The sequence below is a fragment of the Bacillus paramobilis genome (assembly GCF_038096195.1).
Classification (GTDB): domain Bacteria; phylum Bacillota; class Bacilli; order Bacillales; family Bacillaceae_G; genus Bacillus_A; species Bacillus_A mobilis.
This window is the reverse complement of record NZ_CP151108.1, coordinates 1,469,857-1,483,779: the sequence shown is the minus strand read 5'-3', so window position 1 is coordinate 1,483,779 and position 13,923 is coordinate 1,469,857. Positions and strand designations below refer to the sequence as shown.

Genomic DNA, 13,923 nt, shown 5'->3' with positions numbered 1-13,923 from the left:
GGATGTGATGTTATGGGATTCCCAAAAGTTGAGCGCTTGCTCATCAATTATAAAACATTAGACGAATTTAAAAAATTTAAAGGTTGCGGAGCTCAAGAACTATCCATGTTAGAAGAATTACAGGCAAATATTATTGAAAACGATAGTGAATCTCCATTTTATGGTATTTATTATGGCGGATCACTAATTGCACGTATGAGTCTATATATGAAAAGGAACGGCGGGGAACCATTCGAAATTACAGGTACTTACCTAGAACTCTATAAACTTGAAGTGTTACCAACTTTCCAAAAACAAGGATTCGGAGAAATGCTTGTAAATTATGCGAAGGGGCTACAGTTCCCAATTAAAACAATCGCACGTATCCATTCAGCTGGTTTTTGGGATAAATTAAATTTCCAGCCTGTATCAGTACCTGATGGTGATTTTTATGTTTGGAACCCAGAAACAAATTTGAATACGGTTACAAATGAAGAATCTGCATAAGAAATAAAAAAACAGCTACATAGCAGCTGTTTTTTTATTTCTTTAACTTTTCTAATTTCCCATTCGAACGAGCACTATTTCTTTCTGCTACCATTACACTTCTTTTTTGGTCGATATAATCAAGCAATGTTCTATATTCTTCCTCATATACTGATAATCGCTCCAAAAGACTCTCTCTCTCTGTTTGTAACGATTCAATTTGCTGTTGCAACACCATTAAGGAGTTTTCATCTTTATAATTTTGCAAGAAATGAATAACATCATTCAATGTAATTGACGTAGGCTCTAATACCTTCGTCTCTTTCACTTCATAATTTTCTACTTTACGTAGTTGCTTCGCTTCTTCAATACGTTCTTTGTATTGCTTTCTAACGTAAGAATTCCATCTAAAGCCACATGCTGCTGGTGTACGAGATAAATGTCTTCCCACTTCTTTAAAGGCAGATAATTGCGTTCCACCTTCTTGAATATGCCGGAGTACTACTTCTGCCAGAAGCAAATCTTCATCATCAGTCCAAGCATCTTGTCTTGTTGTCGCCATCTCTCTAGTCCTCCCTATGCATTTTTTATTAAGCATATGCAGTTACTAGAAAAGATAGAATACAACAAATAAAGAATAAGACAAAAAAAAATAAACGTAGAAGATATCTTCTACGTTTATTTCCCGCAATTACTTGCTGATTACTTCTTTACCTTTGTAAGTACCGCATGCTTTACATACACGGTGAGCTAATTTCGCTTCACCACAGCTTGGGCACTCTACCATACCAGGTACTGATAATTTGAAATGCGTACGACGCTTTCTTTTTACTGTTTTAGAAGTTCTTCTAAAAGGTACAGCCATTCTTCCCACCTCCTTAAAAGAAATAGTTATTTTCATATGAAGGCCTAAACCAGTCTTCCGATTATTTGTCAAAAAACTTCGCAAGTCCTGCTAATCGTGGATCAACAGTCTTTTCTTTGTTTTCTTCCGAAATCACTTGCCAGTCTTGACCTTGCATCGGTGCTCCACCAGAAACATCATCACTGAAAATTTGCATTGGAATCTCCAAAAGTATATTTTCCTTGATTACGGGCAGTAAGTCAAGTACTTCTCCTTCTAAACAATGAATTTCAGCTTCAGTTTCAAATTCTTCTTGTGAAGTTTGGAACACCTCAGTTGTTTTAATGTCAAATGGTAATGTCACATCTACTAAAGAGCGAGAACATGGTAAAACCATGCTTCCAGTTATATGTAGATGGAACGTAAACTTACCGGAGCCAAAATCAACTCTTCCTGTTACATGAGCAGGATTAATTTCACGAATATCTTTCTCGACCTCTTGTAGCTCACTTACATCTACCATCTCATCCAATGTCAATCCTTTATTTCTCAATTTATTCAATTGATGGATGGACCATTTCATATCATATCACCTCAAGGCAACAAACAAAATTATAGCTAGCCATTTTATATTTGTCAATGTTTTTTCTTTACACTATAATGAAGTCATCATAGTAAATAATATATAGAGTATCACGTTTTTCAAAAAGATGCTACATCGAAAGGAGAGATTACCATAAAAGCCAGTGGTATTGTTGTTGAATATAACCCTTTTCATAACGGTCATGATTATCATGTGCAACAAACAAAAAAGTTAACACACGCTGATATTACAATCGCTGTTATGAGTGGCCCTTTTTTACAGCGTGGTGAGCCAGCACTCATATCCAAATGGTATCGTACCAAAATGGCCTTATCATGCGGTGTAGACCTTGTTGTAGAGCTTCCATACGCCTTTTCAACACAAAAGGCTGAAACCTTTGCAAATGGTGCTATTTCTATTTTAAACGCCCTGCGTGTTTCTGAAATTTGTTTCGGTAGTGAGGATGGACAGATTGAAAATTTTCATAACACCATCTCTGTGCAAAAAAATGAAGAAGATACTTTTAATCGTCTTGTAAAGCAATTTATGAATGCAGGTAACAGTTACGCAAAAGCTACATCTGAAGCCTTCCTACACATTTTACCATCCGAAAAAAACATAGACATGTCACAACCGAATAACATATTAGGATTCCAATACATGAAATCAATTTTCTTACAAAATAGTTCTATGCAAGCACAAACGATAAAAAGATTCGCATCTCATTATCATGATGAAACATTTAGCGACCAACATATTGCAAGCGCAACTAGTATTCGTAAACAACTTTTTAGCGAAAATAGTTCTTTTGCAGAAATTGAACCTTTTATCCCAAAAGCGACTGCTTCTCTTTTAGCAAGTTACAAACAAAACTACGGGATTTTACATAATTGGGAACAATACTTTTCATTTTTCAAATACAAACTCATGACGATGTCTCCAGAAGACTTAAGACATATATATGAAATAGAAGAAGGTTTAGAGCATCGTATTTTATCAAAAATACAAACCAGTTCCTCCTTCCATTCATTCATGGAAACATTAAAAACGAAGCGTTATACGTGGACTAGATTACAAAGAGCTTGTACACACATTTTAACAAATACAACAAAAGAAGAAATACATAGCTCAAATATAGAGCAGCATGCACCGTACATTCGTCTACTAGGCATGTCACAAAAAGGACAAACTTACCTTTCAAAAAACAAGAAAAAAATAGAACTTCCCATCCTTACCCATACAAAGACATTTGACCATCCTACTTTACACATAGAGCGAAAAGCCAATTCTGTATATTTCTCCATCATGCAAGAACCATTACGAACACAACTACTAAAACAAGATGCAACACACCATCCAATTCGTTATGATGAATCAACTGCAAAATTCCTATAAAAAAACCTCTCTTTTTCAGAGAGGTTCATTTTTTATTTCCCATTTTTTCCAAGTACAATAATGCATCATCCAGCGTATCAACTGGTACAACTTTCATTTTTGTTTTAATATCTTTCGCAGCCTCAAGTGCATCTTTATAATTCGATTTCTCCGCACCTTTTTCATTTGGCGCAAAGAACACTTCCGCACCAGCATCACTTGCAGCGACCACTTTTTGCTGAATACCACCAATCGGGCCAATTTCTCCCTTTTCATTAATCGTCCCTGTTCCAGCTATTTCATGCCCTCTTGTCAAATCATCTTCCACAAGTTGATTATATATTTCTAATGTAAACATTAGGCCTGCCGATGGTCCGCCTATTTCATGAGAATCAATTTTCACTTTCGGATCTACCACTAATTCTCTTTCCGTAACGATAGAAACTCCTATACCAACACGCCCATTTCCATTCGGAATGGTCTTTACATTTAAATTTTCTTTTAACTGTTTTCCATTCCTCTTATACTCAATATTTACTGCATCCCCTTCTTTTTTTCCTGTCATATATTCAATAAATTGCTCCGTCTTTTCAAATGTTTTTCCATCGACAGCTACGATGACATCTCCAAGTTTAAGCTTGCCTTCTGACGGCATCCCTTTCGCTACACCAGCAACCAATACACCTTTATTTTCAAAAGAAACAGTACGATTTGCACGTTTATAAGCATTATAGATTGCTGCATTTTGCGAATCTTTCATCGCATAATTTTGACGAAATTGATATTCTTCATCACTTTCACCTTTTTGCAATATTTCTTCCGCTTTCGAAATATGTGTATATTTATTAAACTGTGCCGCTATTAAATTCACCACATTTGCTGGTCCCATTGAAACCGTAACAAGCATAAAATCACCAGATTCTTTCGTTCCACCCTCAACTTGAACGTAAGGCTCTAATTTGGCCGCCATTCCTGGTTTTGTTACATAATACGGTAAACGTACGTAAACAAGTAACATCGCCAATATAACCCCTATTAAAATTGCATATATAAACCGAAAACGCTTAAACATTATGTTTCTCCTTCCACTGCTCAATTAATAAAAAAATATTTGCAACATGTTTTTCCGCTTCTACTTCTCCAACTCGAATAATGTCTTCAATATTTGTAAAAGCACGTGAACTAAATTGCTCTACAGCTGGTCGCATCATTAAATCCGATGCAATTTGTCGATTCATCACAAGCTCATGTTGCATAATTTCAATACTCTGCATAATTACATCATAAATAGACGTAACCTCTCCATTCACTTTAATCGGGGATACATCAACAGCAATAACAATATCAGCACCTAACTCTTTCACAACCGATACTGGAATGCGATCAATCACTCCGCCATCCACCAATAATCGTCCATCTATTTTTTCTGGTACAAACACTCCAGGTACAGATATGCTAGCTCTCACCGCCTCTGCAACAGGACCACTTGTAAAAACTACTTTTTCCCCCTTCAAGATGTCAGTAGCCACAACAGCCGTCGGGATATCTAACTCTTCTAAATTTTTATTATATGTAAACATTTTAATCATATCTTTGACACGTTTTCCAGCAATAAATCCCATTTTCGGAACAGTAAAATCTAAATAATATTTCCGTTTAAAAACATTTGCCAGTTTATACAGCCTTTCAATGTTTGAGCTAGCTGCATAAAATGTACCTACTAAAGCCCCCATACTACTTCCCGCAATCATATGAATCGGTATACCATTTTCTCTTAAAACTTTTATAACACCAATATGAGCAAATCCTTTTGCGCCCCCAGATCCAAGAGCTAAACCAATTTTCGGTTCTTTCATTTTTCTCACCCTTTATTTTTTTTCATTCCTTTTTTCATACTTATGGTCTAAATTCACCACGTATCCACGTATACTGAAATGAACGTTTTTTGGGACAAAGGGGGATTTACTTACATGTATGAAAAATGGAAAACGGCTTTCCTTACCATATCAACACTGTTTTTAACCTTTTCTCTTGTACTCCACCCCCAAGCTGCTTTGCAAGCTTCCATTCGAGGGTTAAATATATGGTGGGAAGTTGTATTCCCTTCACTTTTACCGTTTTTCATCATTGCGGAACTTCTAATTAGTATTGGTGTTGTAAAATTTATAGGTGTTATATTAGAACCACTCATGCGACCACTTTTTCGCGTTCCAGGGATAGGCGGATTTGTTTGGGCAATGGGAATGGCTTCAGGATTCCCTGCTGGCGCCAAATTAAGCGCTAGACTGCGTAAAAGTAATCAGCTAACACAAATCGAAGCAGAGCGCCTCGTATCTTTTACAAACTCATCTAATCCACTTTTTATTTTTGGAGCTGTTTCTATCGGTTTTTTCAATAATCCGAAATTAGGAATCGTATTAGCTGCTGCACATTATTTAAGTAACTTTGCCGTCGGGTTATTGATGCGTTTTTACGGCAACAACATCTCCACGAATGATAAACAAACTACTAAAAAACGTCCTTTTCAAAATCCTTTTTCAATCCTACACGAGACACGCATGCAAGAAAAAAGACCACTAGGAAAATTACTTGGGGACGCTATCGTTTCTTCTATTCAAACGTTACTTATGATTGGTGGATTTATTATTATATTCTCTGTTTTAAATAAAATGATTACTGTATTTCATATTACAGCGGCACTTTCTTTTATTATGCAACATATTTTATCATTCTTCCAACTAACTACAGAATTTAGTATTCCAATCTTATCAGGCATTTTTGAAATGACACTCGGTAGCCAAATGATTAGTCAAATAAATGAAACACCCCTCCTGCAACAAGCTATGGTAACAAGCTTTATTTTAGCGTTTAGCGGCCTTTCTATTCAGGCACAAGTTGCTAGCATATTAGCTGAAACAGACATCCGATTTAAGCCCTATTTTTTCGCACGAATTATTCAAAGTATTCTTGCTCCTATTTTTACTTTTATATTTTGGAAACCATTTTATGAAAAAGTAACCTCTTTTTCACCTATGCAAAAAGATATCCCCGTATTTTTATCGAATCATTCTTCTATACTGCATGAAATTTGGACATCTTTTGTACACTATGGGCCGATATTTACATTATTTTGTTTATATGTATATGTTATCTTATTATTTTTTCGTAGCAACAAAGAAAAACCCCGTTCACTTTAACGGGGTTTGAAACTTTTCTTTTAAAGCACGTTCTACAATAGGAGGTACAAGATCTACTACGCTTCCCCCATATCTCGCAACTTCTTTCACAATGCTCGAGCTTAAAAATGAATATTGATTGTTTGTCATAATAAAAAAGGTTTCAATATTTTCATCTAATTTTCGATTCATAGAAGTAATTTGCATCTCATATTCAAAATCAGAAACTGCTCGTAACCCACGTAAAATCGCGTTTGCATTACGCATTTTCGCATACTCCACTAATAGTCCACTATGTGAATCTACTTTTACATTCGGGATATCCTTTGTTGCTTCTCGAATTAAATCTAAGCGCTCTTCAACTGAAAAGAACGGTTTTTTTGACGAGTTGTTTAAAACTACTACGTATACCTCATCAAATACTTTTGCTCCCCTTTTTATAATATCCAGATGCCCAAGGGTAATTGGATCAAAACTTCCCGAAGAAATAGCTATACTAGTCATTCCGTCCCCTCACCTTCATACTTATAAATCGATATTGCTGTAATCCCATAATTTTCAGCTCTTACTTTTACAAGTCTCCCTATAGACTCAGGTAAAACCACATCATTACCATGCTCTGACATAATTAATCCATCTCGATGTAACAATCCATGTTGATCCATCACACTAATTAAAGATACAATTTTTTGATCTTTATATGGAGGGTCAATTAATATAAGGTCGAATGATATTTCACGTTTTATAAGAGCCTTTACCGCACGTTCTGCATCATTTCGATATACTTCAGCTTGTTCCTGGATTCGACAACTTTCTAAATTTTGATGGATTACCTTTATCGCTTTATTATCTCGATCAACAAATATCGCTTTATCAATCCCTCTACTTATAGCCTCGATTCCAAGACCACCACTACCGCCAAATAAATCAAGAGCGGTACCGCCATCAAAATAAGGACCTATCATATTAAAAATTGATTCTTTTACTTTATCTGTCGTTGGACGTGTTGTATTACCTGGCACCGCTTTAAGTGGATGCCCTTTACATTTTCCTGAAACTACTCTCATCTGTTGTCACTACCTTTATTTCAATCTATCGAGCAATTATAGAAAACCCTTCTCCATTCAGTAACCGCTACCAAACTATACGATTCCATTCATCTTTCAACGAACACTAGAAGGACTTAGCTTAAAATAACCGCTCAGCATTTTTATGTATTCATCTCACTATTCGCTAACACGAACTATTCATTTCACTTTACCTTTTTTATCCTATCATAAAATAAAAAAAAGAAAAATAAAAAGCCAAACATAAAATTTAATTTCATGATGTATATCTTCATTTAGATTGGACATAAATAATTATAACAACATCACCTTCGATGTTGTTGCCAACCGCGGAGAAGACTTACGTTTCCCCATAAGTTCTTCCTCCGGTTTCTCCTCTCCCTTTGCCTTCTTACTAGTACAAGCTAGTATAAGAAGGGCCCTGCTTTGCAGGGTTTTTTTTCTTTGTCTACTTTTCATTTAAAAAGTGAGATGGTACAGTAAGTAAAAGAAAGAGGAGGAAAAAATATGATTCAACGCTTTATAGAACTCGGAGAAGGCTACTCTGATTTATATGAATTACTTGAAATTGCCAAATCAAATCAAGAACGTATAACACATATGTTACAATTTGAAACGATTAAAAACGAAAAAAAAGTGTGCTCACTTGTTGTAATATTAAAACCGACTACTACTGGTGATTTCCAACCATTATACATATGTCGTGAAGGCATTCCTGTACTTGAAAATAAAAAAAGCAAACGCGTCATTTTATTTGAAGAAACCGCAGAACAACTAGGAAAAAAAGTGACTACCTTTACGGTAAAGCCATCCACAACTTTCCCAGAAAAAGAACTGTTCTTCAATCATCTAATTGGTATTTTACGAATGAATAATTTCATTCCTCCAATGAAATAATACTTTATTTCAAATAAAAAAATCCCCCGCTAAAATTAGCAAGGGATTTTTTTATTAGCTATAATCGTATTCTTTTGCCCGATCAGGACGTGAATTTTCAAATTCCGTTTTTAAATACGGGCGGTACGACTGTTCTATCTTTTTCACAAAAGGAAGTTTGTTCAACTTTTGCATCATATGCTCAATTTGTTCCATATCACAATATACTACTGCGTATTTTAAGCGTTTTGATATGTAATGTATGTTACCATATTTCCTTAAAATCTTGGCATGTTTCAATGAATGTAAATAAACAATCATACTTTGTCGTTGCCCGAACATAATCTTCTCCATCTTCTCCTTTTAAAAACATATATTTTATATTTTATGAAAACCAATCAGAAATTTATGACATTACAGGACAAACTCTGTATACGTTTTCTTCTATCTTCTAAAAAACGGGGTGATTTACCCCGTTTTACAGCCACAACCTCCGCCGGTACCACAACCTCCGCCACAGCCACCAGCATCAAAAAATGGATTTCCTGTTGGAACTTTGATGGAAGAAGACACCTCCGAACCGATTGCGACACTAACTTCATCTAACAACTTTTGCAAAGCTGTTTCTACTCGTTTAAAAGCTGCAATCTTATCATGTAAGTCTATAGAACGCTTTAACTCCCTCATTTTCGTCGAAACGAAAGTATAATCAGGATGGTATTTACCGAAACGTTGCACTTCTTCATATCGTTCTTTCATCGCTGTAAATTGCTGAATTAACGTCTGAACTTCCATATCTTCATGCAATTCTTTATAACACTTACGATAATCTTCTGCTATATCTGAACAGATGATCGCTTTTGCAAGCTGCTCTGCCTTATCTAATATCAATACGCTTTCTAGCGTCGCTACAATCATGAGAGACACCTCCGAGTATTCATCATACCACATTTAGAATAGAACTACTAATTGAAGTGTCTCACTAAACAGAAAGATATCACTCAAACTATTTTCTATATAATTCCAGATCATACTTATACATTAATATGTTCCGCAATATTATATTTCAAAACATCCCATTTCCCACTATTTTCTTTCACATAACTAATACATGCATTTTTTAATGGGGTCTTAAATGAAATATCTTCCGGTGCAATTGCATGTAAAATTGCTTTTATCGCATGTGAATGAGCTACAATGATAATACGTTTGCCAGAATGAGTTTCTGCAACATCTTTTACAGCAGCAAAACAACGAGCTACAATCTCTTCATCTTGCTCCATACCAACTACTTTACCTTCTGCAATTAACTCCCTAACAGTCGCAACGGGTTTCCCAGAAGCTTCACCAAAATTACGTTCAACAAATCGCTCATCTAATAAAATCGATTGTAATCCAGTAGCAACTGCAATTTCCTTAGCTGTTTCGTGTGCTCTAATTAATGGGCTACTTATAATAATATCCCATGCTCCTGCTTGCAAAGCAGCTGCACTTTGATTTGCTTGCTTCTTCCCTACTTCATTAAGTGGAATATCTTCACGTCCCTGAATAATCTCTTGAAAATTCCAATCAGTTTGTCCATGTCGTACTAAACAAATTTCCGTCATGCTCATGCTGCAACTCCTTTTTAAATAATCCGCTTCTATTGTATCAAAAGTTCTGCATGACGGACATAGTTTTCCCTTCCAATTATGTTGTATTTTGCTGCTTCATATACTGAAACATATCAATCATAATGGAAGCAACTGCCAATTGATTTTGAAATTTCTCAACTTTATCCGGTATCGTTTTTTTGAAATGTTGCAGAGCTGCTAACTCAAACGCCTCTTTTTCTTCAGGGTTTCGCGTTAGTTTTCTATACCAGTACGGTTGCTCCCTAATATAACGAGATAAATCCTCATCAGCCTTTATAAACTCCATAATTTCTGCTCTCATCCGCTTTCCCCCTAATCCTTCTGAAAGAAAAATGGATTATTTTCGGAAGTACTCTCTTCTTGCCGCGCGGGCTTCCCTTGAAATTGTTGAAAAACTTGTTGCACACTTCCAATAGCACTCGTCACATTGGCTAAATGGTGTTGCATTTGTTCCACATCTAGCTTTTTAAAGAAAGAAAGCATTTGTCCCATCACATCAGCAGTTTTTTCCTCTTCAGTTCGATTATCTTTTTCTTTTTTATTTTCTTTTACCGAAGTATAAGCAGGCGCTCCATCAGCTCTAAAAGTTTCCCATATCGGATCTTCCTCACCAAGTAAGTACCATTCTTCATAAAACTGTTGCCAAGTTTTATGACCACTTCTAACTTTATGAACCATTTTAGGGTGATGGTTTACAAACTCTTTAAACTGTTGAACCGATGGATGTAACGGTCCTTTTGTTGTCGGCATAATCCTCACCTCTTCATGTATATCTACTATATAATAAGAAAAAAAAGGCGCATGGTTCGCCTATTTTTAGACGATTCATGCACCTTTTTATCCTGCTATTTGCATACGGTAAGATTCCGACCTACAATTCAGTGAATACGAAGTACTTAAACGTGAGGTGTCCCCTACACAACTTAAAATTTCACTTTATTTCCGAATAAAGTTTTGTGTATAAAACTTATCGTATACCCCAACACCTAATCCTGTAAATTGTTCATTTAATACATTCTTTCTATGCCCTTCACTATTTAACCAACCTTGCACCGCCGCAATTCCATCACTATGTTGCGCCGCTATGTTCTCACCAGCAAGTTGAAATCCTACTTTCCCGCGCTGTAAACGATCTCCTAACGTACCTAGTGTAGGTGAATCGTGTGAAAAGTAATTATTATCCTTCATGTCTTTACTATGACCAATAGCCACATCTGCCGTTTGTTGATCCCATGTTAACAACGGCAACTCATGACGACTTCGGATAATATTTGTTAAATCAAAAATTTGTTGCATATTCCCATTCTCTATTTGTTTCATTTTTTCTGGAGTCAATGATTGTTCAGCTAATAATTCACCTGAATAAACAAGCTGATACGGTCTTTGACGTAATAATGTTTCATCATCCATATAACGAACACCAACAAGCTCATGTGTAAAATGATCAAAATATAATTGTGCCCAGCCATCTTCTACAGGTATTAATGGTTGTTCCATCACTTCCGTGTCAGATAGCTCAAATTGATAACTATTTTTCCCTCTTTTTAACGAAATCTCATGCGAGAGTGGATTCTTTTTATACACTTCTTCATATTTTTCATTTATATAATAAGGCGGCACCTTAACTTGCTCTCCAGCAACATACGCCGTTACAACTTTTCGTTCCGCAACTCCAAATTGCACATACTGAGTTAAATCTTGATTGTATACCCACCATTCATATCCGTAAGCAGATGGCTCTATTCGAGATGGCTCGCCCCATTTTGCTAATAAATTTTCAGAGTCCCCACCAATCATATTTAAAACAGTATCGGAAGAGTCTTCATTTACTTGTTTTTTCTTTTTCACAATTTTATTTTCTTGCTTTGATTGAGATGGGGTTAATATATATTGTGAAACGAGTAATTTCCCGTATAAATCAATAGCTAAAATTAAAAATGTAATCATTACGATACGCAATAATTTCTTCACTCGATATACCTCCTGCACAAAACATAAAATTGAGATATACACAAATCCTTTTCTTTCCTTTTTTGTGTGTACCGTACTCTTTTCACTATATCATATTTTCGTAAAAAAAGTCTGTATTATCCCTTTTCTCTCAATATGAATTGCACTTTCTTATTATTCATACTATTATAAAAATAATGATATAACATTAAAAGAGGAGGTATTATATGCAATTTACAAATACGAAATTTAATGGTGCAGTCGTTGATTTAGCACTATTAACAGAGATTATGGAAAAAAATCATTTTGTACTTGCTGGACAGTGGGATTATGAACGAGTTACATACGATTATAAATTCGAAATATTAAACGATGTTTATTATTTACGCGTACAAGGTTTAGCTGTTGAAGGTGACATTGGTAGTAGACATGCTGAAATAAAACTACTTCCTCCCTTATTAGGTAAACATTATTATCCTCACGGCGTTGAGTATGGTGATGGTGAAACGTTCCCAACGAATGTACTTCAAAAAAGCGAACAACTCCTACAAAATGTCGAAAAAGAGTTAAAAGAATTCCAAATCATTGAATAAAATAAAAGTGAGTGCATCAATAGGATGCACTCACTTTTATTTCGTTTGTAAATACGGCGGCAATTGTTGCAACTGCTCTTTATCCTTTTCACGCTCTCGACGCGCCCATCGAAAAAATACATAGCCGATAATTGTGCCATACACTATTTCCTGGACAATTTTCATAATGATGCCGCCTGTTTGTTGGTCTTGTACGACTGGCATCCAGTGTAAAAATTCTGGTCCTGTTATATTTAAATCTGATAAAGTTCCCGCTGGTACACAAAGTTCCATCGCCTTCATCCAAGCAGCCGTATCCGTATACGTTGCGAATAACGGTGCAGTCGCAAAAATGATTAACGCGCAAGCTGGCGTTAATAATATACCGTTAGCAAACATATAACCAAGTTTCTTTATATCACTTAATGTTTGATATTCTGGTAATGGATTTAGCATCGGCCACCACATCATGATTGCCGTAAAGAACAATATAGCGAGACAAATAGGATGAGCAATTTGATTTTGTTTTACTGTATCAAAAACAACTGGTAAATGATAAAAAGAAAACAGGCCATTAAATACAAACAATGCAATAAGCGGCTTAGCAAATATCTTTAATATAATTTGAACGAACTTAAAAGAAGTAATATAACGATATAACCAAACCGGTATACCAAGCAACAATAACGGCGGAACTGCAATATACATGACTGCCATTTCAAACATATGTGCACTAAATATAATATGACCAATTAAATCAATAGGCCCTCCCTTTACAAAGTACAAAAGAACAATCCCAGTCGTAAAATAAAAAATTTGCTTCTTACTTACCTTCGTCGCATTTTCAAATCGCGTTCTATATGGCCCAATAATTAAAAAGTACCCAATAAGAATCGAAAGCATAAATAATAAAAAGATTGGACTCCATAGAGCTTGAAAACCAAATATCCACAAGTTACTCATTGTCACACCCACCTTCTTAAGGTTACCCTTTCACATAATATGAAGAGGGAGCTGTGACAACACAAGCTCCCTTATTTTTCACTTTTCAAATCCACACAATTGTCATAAAAGCTAAAATTGTAATTAACCCGATTAACAGACCAGAATAAAGAAAGAAACTTGCCGCTTCATGGCCTTTATGACTCATATGCATAAAATAATACAATTGAAAAATTACTTGTACCACTGCTAATAGTAAAATAAATGGTACTGAGAAAGTCGGACTAAAAGTTTTCGGATATGCTACTGCTGCAAATGCAACTAATGTTAAAAAAATCATTAATGCAAACGTAATAACTTGATGCTTCATTTCCTCCGCACTTTTTCTCTTCCGATAAACAAGATCAACTTTAGGATTATTCGTTTGCTTTATCGCCATT

At 35.4% G+C, this 13,923-nt stretch carries 20 protein-coding genes; 5 read left to right on the top strand and 15 right to left on the bottom strand.

Annotated elements, in window-relative coordinates:
- The first annotated feature begins 12 nt into the window (after positions 1–12).
- On the top strand, positions 13–486 hold the full coding sequence (locus AABL52_RS07885; RefSeq protein WP_000506704.1) for an N-acetyltransferase: 474 nt from the start codon (positions 13–15) through the stop codon (positions 484–486).
- 34 nt (positions 487–520) lie between these two features.
- Here the strand turns inward: AABL52_RS07885 and AABL52_RS07880 are convergent, their stop codons facing one another.
- The 3 genes from AABL52_RS07880 to AABL52_RS07870 all read right to left on the bottom strand — a co-directional run bounded on the left by AABL52_RS07880 (position 521) and on the right by AABL52_RS07870 (position 1,892).
- A complete protein-coding gene (locus AABL52_RS07880; RefSeq protein ID WP_000246462.1) occupies positions 521–1,027 on the bottom strand; it encodes an RsfA family transcriptional regulator in 507 nt (168 codons plus the stop codon).
- 129 nt (positions 1,028–1,156) lie between these two features.
- Positions 1,157–1,330: a 50S ribosomal protein L32 gene (rpmF, locus tag AABL52_RS07875; RefSeq protein ID WP_001984764.1), complete on the bottom strand. Its 174-nt coding sequence runs from the start codon at positions 1,328–1,330 to the stop codon at positions 1,157–1,159.
- A gap of 61 nt (positions 1,331–1,391) precedes the next feature.
- Entirely contained in the window at positions 1,392–1,892 is a 501-nt protein-coding gene (locus AABL52_RS07870; RefSeq protein WP_000872150.1) for a YceD family protein, read from the bottom strand.
- Between the two features lie 213 nt (positions 1,893–2,105).
- Here AABL52_RS07870 and AABL52_RS07865 point away from each other — a divergent pair, with 213 nt between their 5' ends.
- Entirely contained in the window at positions 2,106–3,287 is a 1,182-nt protein-coding gene (locus tag AABL52_RS07865; RefSeq protein WP_341519135.1) for a nucleotidyltransferase, read from the top strand.
- A 25-nt stretch (positions 3,288–3,312) separates the two neighbouring features.
- Here AABL52_RS07865 and AABL52_RS07860 read toward each other — a convergent pair whose 3' ends face one another.
- Complete coding sequence (locus AABL52_RS07860) at positions 3,313–4,338, bottom strand: SepM family pheromone-processing serine protease (RefSeq protein ID WP_000476313.1); 1,026 nt, start codon at positions 4,336–4,338, stop codon at positions 3,313–3,315.
- Complete coding sequence (locus tag AABL52_RS07855; protein ID WP_000662601.1) at positions 4,331–5,122, bottom strand: patatin-like phospholipase family protein; 792 nt, start codon at positions 5,120–5,122, stop codon at positions 4,331–4,333. The genes AABL52_RS07860 and AABL52_RS07855 overlap by 8 nt, the downstream gene beginning before the upstream one ends.
- Positions 5,123–5,236: 114 nt before the next feature.
- On the opposite strand from AABL52_RS07855, the gene ylbJ reads away from it, so the two are divergent.
- Positions 5,237–6,463: a sporulation integral membrane protein YlbJ gene (ylbJ, locus tag AABL52_RS07850; protein ID WP_341519134.1), complete on the top strand. Its 1,227-nt coding sequence runs from the start codon at positions 5,237–5,239 to the stop codon at positions 6,461–6,463.
- Here the strand turns inward: ylbJ and coaD are convergent.
- Together coaD and rsmD are read right to left on the bottom strand one after the other, a co-directional pair.
- Positions 6,455–6,946 (bottom strand): pantetheine-phosphate adenylyltransferase, encoded by a 492-nt coding sequence (gene coaD, locus AABL52_RS07845; RefSeq protein WP_000200597.1) that lies wholly within the window; start codon positions 6,944–6,946, stop codon positions 6,455–6,457. The genes ylbJ and coaD overlap by 9 nt on opposite strands.
- A complete protein-coding gene (rsmD, locus tag AABL52_RS07840) occupies positions 6,943–7,509 on the bottom strand; it encodes a 16S rRNA (guanine(966)-N(2))-methyltransferase RsmD (RefSeq protein WP_001266982.1) in 567 nt (188 codons plus the stop codon). Before rsmD ends, coaD begins: the two co-directional genes overlap by 4 nt.
- Before the next feature lie 507 nt (positions 7,510–8,016).
- On the opposite strand from rsmD, the gene AABL52_RS07835 reads away from it, so the two are divergent.
- Entirely contained in the window at positions 8,017–8,406 is a 390-nt protein-coding gene (locus AABL52_RS07835) for a DUF7147 family protein (protein WP_000616014.1), read from the top strand.
- Positions 8,407–8,460: 54 nt separating this feature from the next.
- Here AABL52_RS07835 and AABL52_RS07830 read toward each other — a convergent pair whose 3' ends face one another.
- The 6 genes from AABL52_RS07830 to AABL52_RS07805 all read right to left on the bottom strand — a co-directional run bounded on the left by AABL52_RS07830 (position 8,461) and on the right by AABL52_RS07805 (position 11,990).
- The gene (locus AABL52_RS07830) at positions 8,461–8,727 is read right to left on the bottom strand and encodes a YlbG family protein (protein WP_002080814.1); all 267 of its coding nucleotides are present in this window, start codon (positions 8,725–8,727) and stop codon (positions 8,461–8,463) included.
- A gap of 126 nt (positions 8,728–8,853) precedes the next feature.
- Positions 8,854–9,303 carry a YlbF family regulator gene (locus AABL52_RS07825; RefSeq protein WP_097816891.1) on the bottom strand — a complete coding sequence of 150 codons (450 nt, stop codon included), beginning with the start codon at positions 9,301–9,303 and terminating at the stop codon, positions 8,854–8,856.
- Between the two features lie 116 nt (positions 9,304–9,419).
- Positions 9,420–9,992, bottom strand: coding sequence for a histidine phosphatase family protein (locus AABL52_RS07820; protein WP_340421434.1), 573 nt, complete (start codon positions 9,990–9,992; stop codon positions 9,420–9,422).
- 82 nt (positions 9,993–10,074) lie between these two features.
- Entirely contained in the window at positions 10,075–10,320 is a 246-nt protein-coding gene (locus AABL52_RS07815) for a YlbE-like family protein (protein WP_001200989.1), read from the bottom strand.
- 11 nt (positions 10,321–10,331) lie between these two features.
- The gene (locus tag AABL52_RS07810; protein WP_341519133.1) at positions 10,332–10,769 is read right to left on the bottom strand and encodes a YlbD family protein; all 438 of its coding nucleotides are present in this window, start codon (positions 10,767–10,769) and stop codon (positions 10,332–10,334) included.
- Positions 10,770–10,955: 186 nt separating this feature from the next.
- Positions 10,956–11,990, bottom strand: a complete 1,035-nt coding sequence (locus tag AABL52_RS07805) for a CAP domain-containing protein (protein WP_097844186.1) — start codon at positions 11,988–11,990, stop codon at positions 10,956–10,958.
- A gap of 206 nt (positions 11,991–12,196) precedes the next feature.
- Between AABL52_RS07805 and AABL52_RS07800 the strand changes: the two genes are divergently transcribed.
- Positions 12,197–12,562 carry a YugN family protein gene (locus tag AABL52_RS07800; RefSeq protein ID WP_001160932.1) on the top strand — a complete coding sequence of 122 codons (366 nt, stop codon included), beginning with the start codon at positions 12,197–12,199 and terminating at the stop codon, positions 12,560–12,562.
- Positions 12,563–12,598: 36 nt separating this feature from the next.
- Here AABL52_RS07800 and ctaG read toward each other — a convergent pair whose 3' ends face one another.
- Together ctaG and ctaF are read right to left on the bottom strand one after the other, a co-directional pair.
- A complete protein-coding gene (gene ctaG / locus AABL52_RS07795; RefSeq protein WP_097844184.1) occupies positions 12,599–13,504 on the bottom strand; it encodes a cytochrome c oxidase assembly factor CtaG in 906 nt (301 codons plus the stop codon).
- Positions 13,505–13,589: 85 nt separating this feature from the next.
- Entirely contained in the window at positions 13,590–13,922 is a 333-nt protein-coding gene (ctaF, locus tag AABL52_RS07790; protein ID WP_000985699.1) for a cytochrome c oxidase subunit IVB, read from the bottom strand.
- Position 13,923 lies beyond the last annotated feature (1 nt).

What these genes read in the sequence shown, in the direction of transcription:
- AABL52_RS07885 (WP_000506704.1), top strand. Translation starts at nt 13, where the DNA reads ATGGGATTCCCAAAAGTTGAGCGCTTGCTCATCAATTATAAAACATTA.
- AABL52_RS07880 (WP_000246462.1), bottom strand. Translation starts at nt 1,027, where the DNA reads ATGGCGACAACAAGACAAGATGCTTGGACTGATGATGAAGATTTGCTT.
- rpmF (WP_001984764.1), bottom strand. Translation starts at nt 1,330, where the DNA reads ATGGCTGTACCTTTTAGAAGAACTTCTAAAACAGTAAAAAGAAAGCGT.
- AABL52_RS07870 (WP_000872150.1), bottom strand. Translation starts at nt 1,892, where the DNA reads ATGAAATGGTCCATCCATCAATTGAATAAATTGAGAAATAAAGGATTG.
- AABL52_RS07860 (WP_000476313.1), bottom strand. Translation starts at nt 4,338, where the DNA reads ATGTTTAAGCGTTTTCGGTTTATATATGCAATTTTAATAGGGGTTATA.
- AABL52_RS07855 (WP_000662601.1), bottom strand. Translation starts at nt 5,122, where the DNA reads ATGAAAGAACCGAAAATTGGTTTAGCTCTTGGATCTGGGGGCGCAAAA.
- ylbJ (WP_341519134.1), top strand. Translation starts at nt 5,237, where the DNA reads ATGTATGAAAAATGGAAAACGGCTTTCCTTACCATATCAACACTGTTT.
- coaD (WP_000200597.1), bottom strand. Translation starts at nt 6,946, where the DNA reads ATGACTAGTATAGCTATTTCTTCGGGAAGTTTTGATCCAATTACCCTT.
- rsmD (WP_001266982.1), bottom strand. Translation starts at nt 7,509, where the DNA reads ATGAGAGTAGTTTCAGGAAAATGTAAAGGGCATCCACTTAAAGCGGTG.
- AABL52_RS07835 (WP_000616014.1), top strand. Translation starts at nt 8,017, where the DNA reads ATGATTCAACGCTTTATAGAACTCGGAGAAGGCTACTCTGATTTATAT.
- AABL52_RS07830 (WP_002080814.1), bottom strand. Translation starts at nt 8,727, where the DNA reads ATGTTCGGGCAACGACAAAGTATGATTGTTTATTTACATTCATTGAAA.
- AABL52_RS07825 (WP_097816891.1), bottom strand. Translation starts at nt 9,303, where the DNA reads ATGATTGTAGCGACGCTAGAAAGCGTATTGATATTAGATAAGGCAGAG.
- AABL52_RS07820 (WP_340421434.1), bottom strand. Translation starts at nt 9,992, where the DNA reads ATGACGGAAATTTGTTTAGTACGACATGGACAAACTGATTGGAATTTT.
- AABL52_RS07815 (WP_001200989.1), bottom strand. Translation starts at nt 10,320, where the DNA reads ATGAGAGCAGAAATTATGGAGTTTATAAAGGCTGATGAGGATTTATCT.
- AABL52_RS07810 (WP_341519133.1), bottom strand. Translation starts at nt 10,769, where the DNA reads ATGCCGACAACAAAAGGACCGTTACATCCATCGGTTCAACAGTTTAAA.
- AABL52_RS07800 (WP_001160932.1), top strand. Translation starts at nt 12,197, where the DNA reads ATGCAATTTACAAATACGAAATTTAATGGTGCAGTCGTTGATTTAGCA.
- ctaG (WP_097844184.1), bottom strand. Translation starts at nt 13,504, where the DNA reads ATGAGTAACTTGTGGATATTTGGTTTTCAAGCTCTATGGAGTCCAATC.
- ctaF (WP_000985699.1), bottom strand. Translation starts at nt 13,922, where the DNA reads ATGGCGATAAAGCAAACGAATAATCCTAAAGTTGATCTTGTTTATCGG.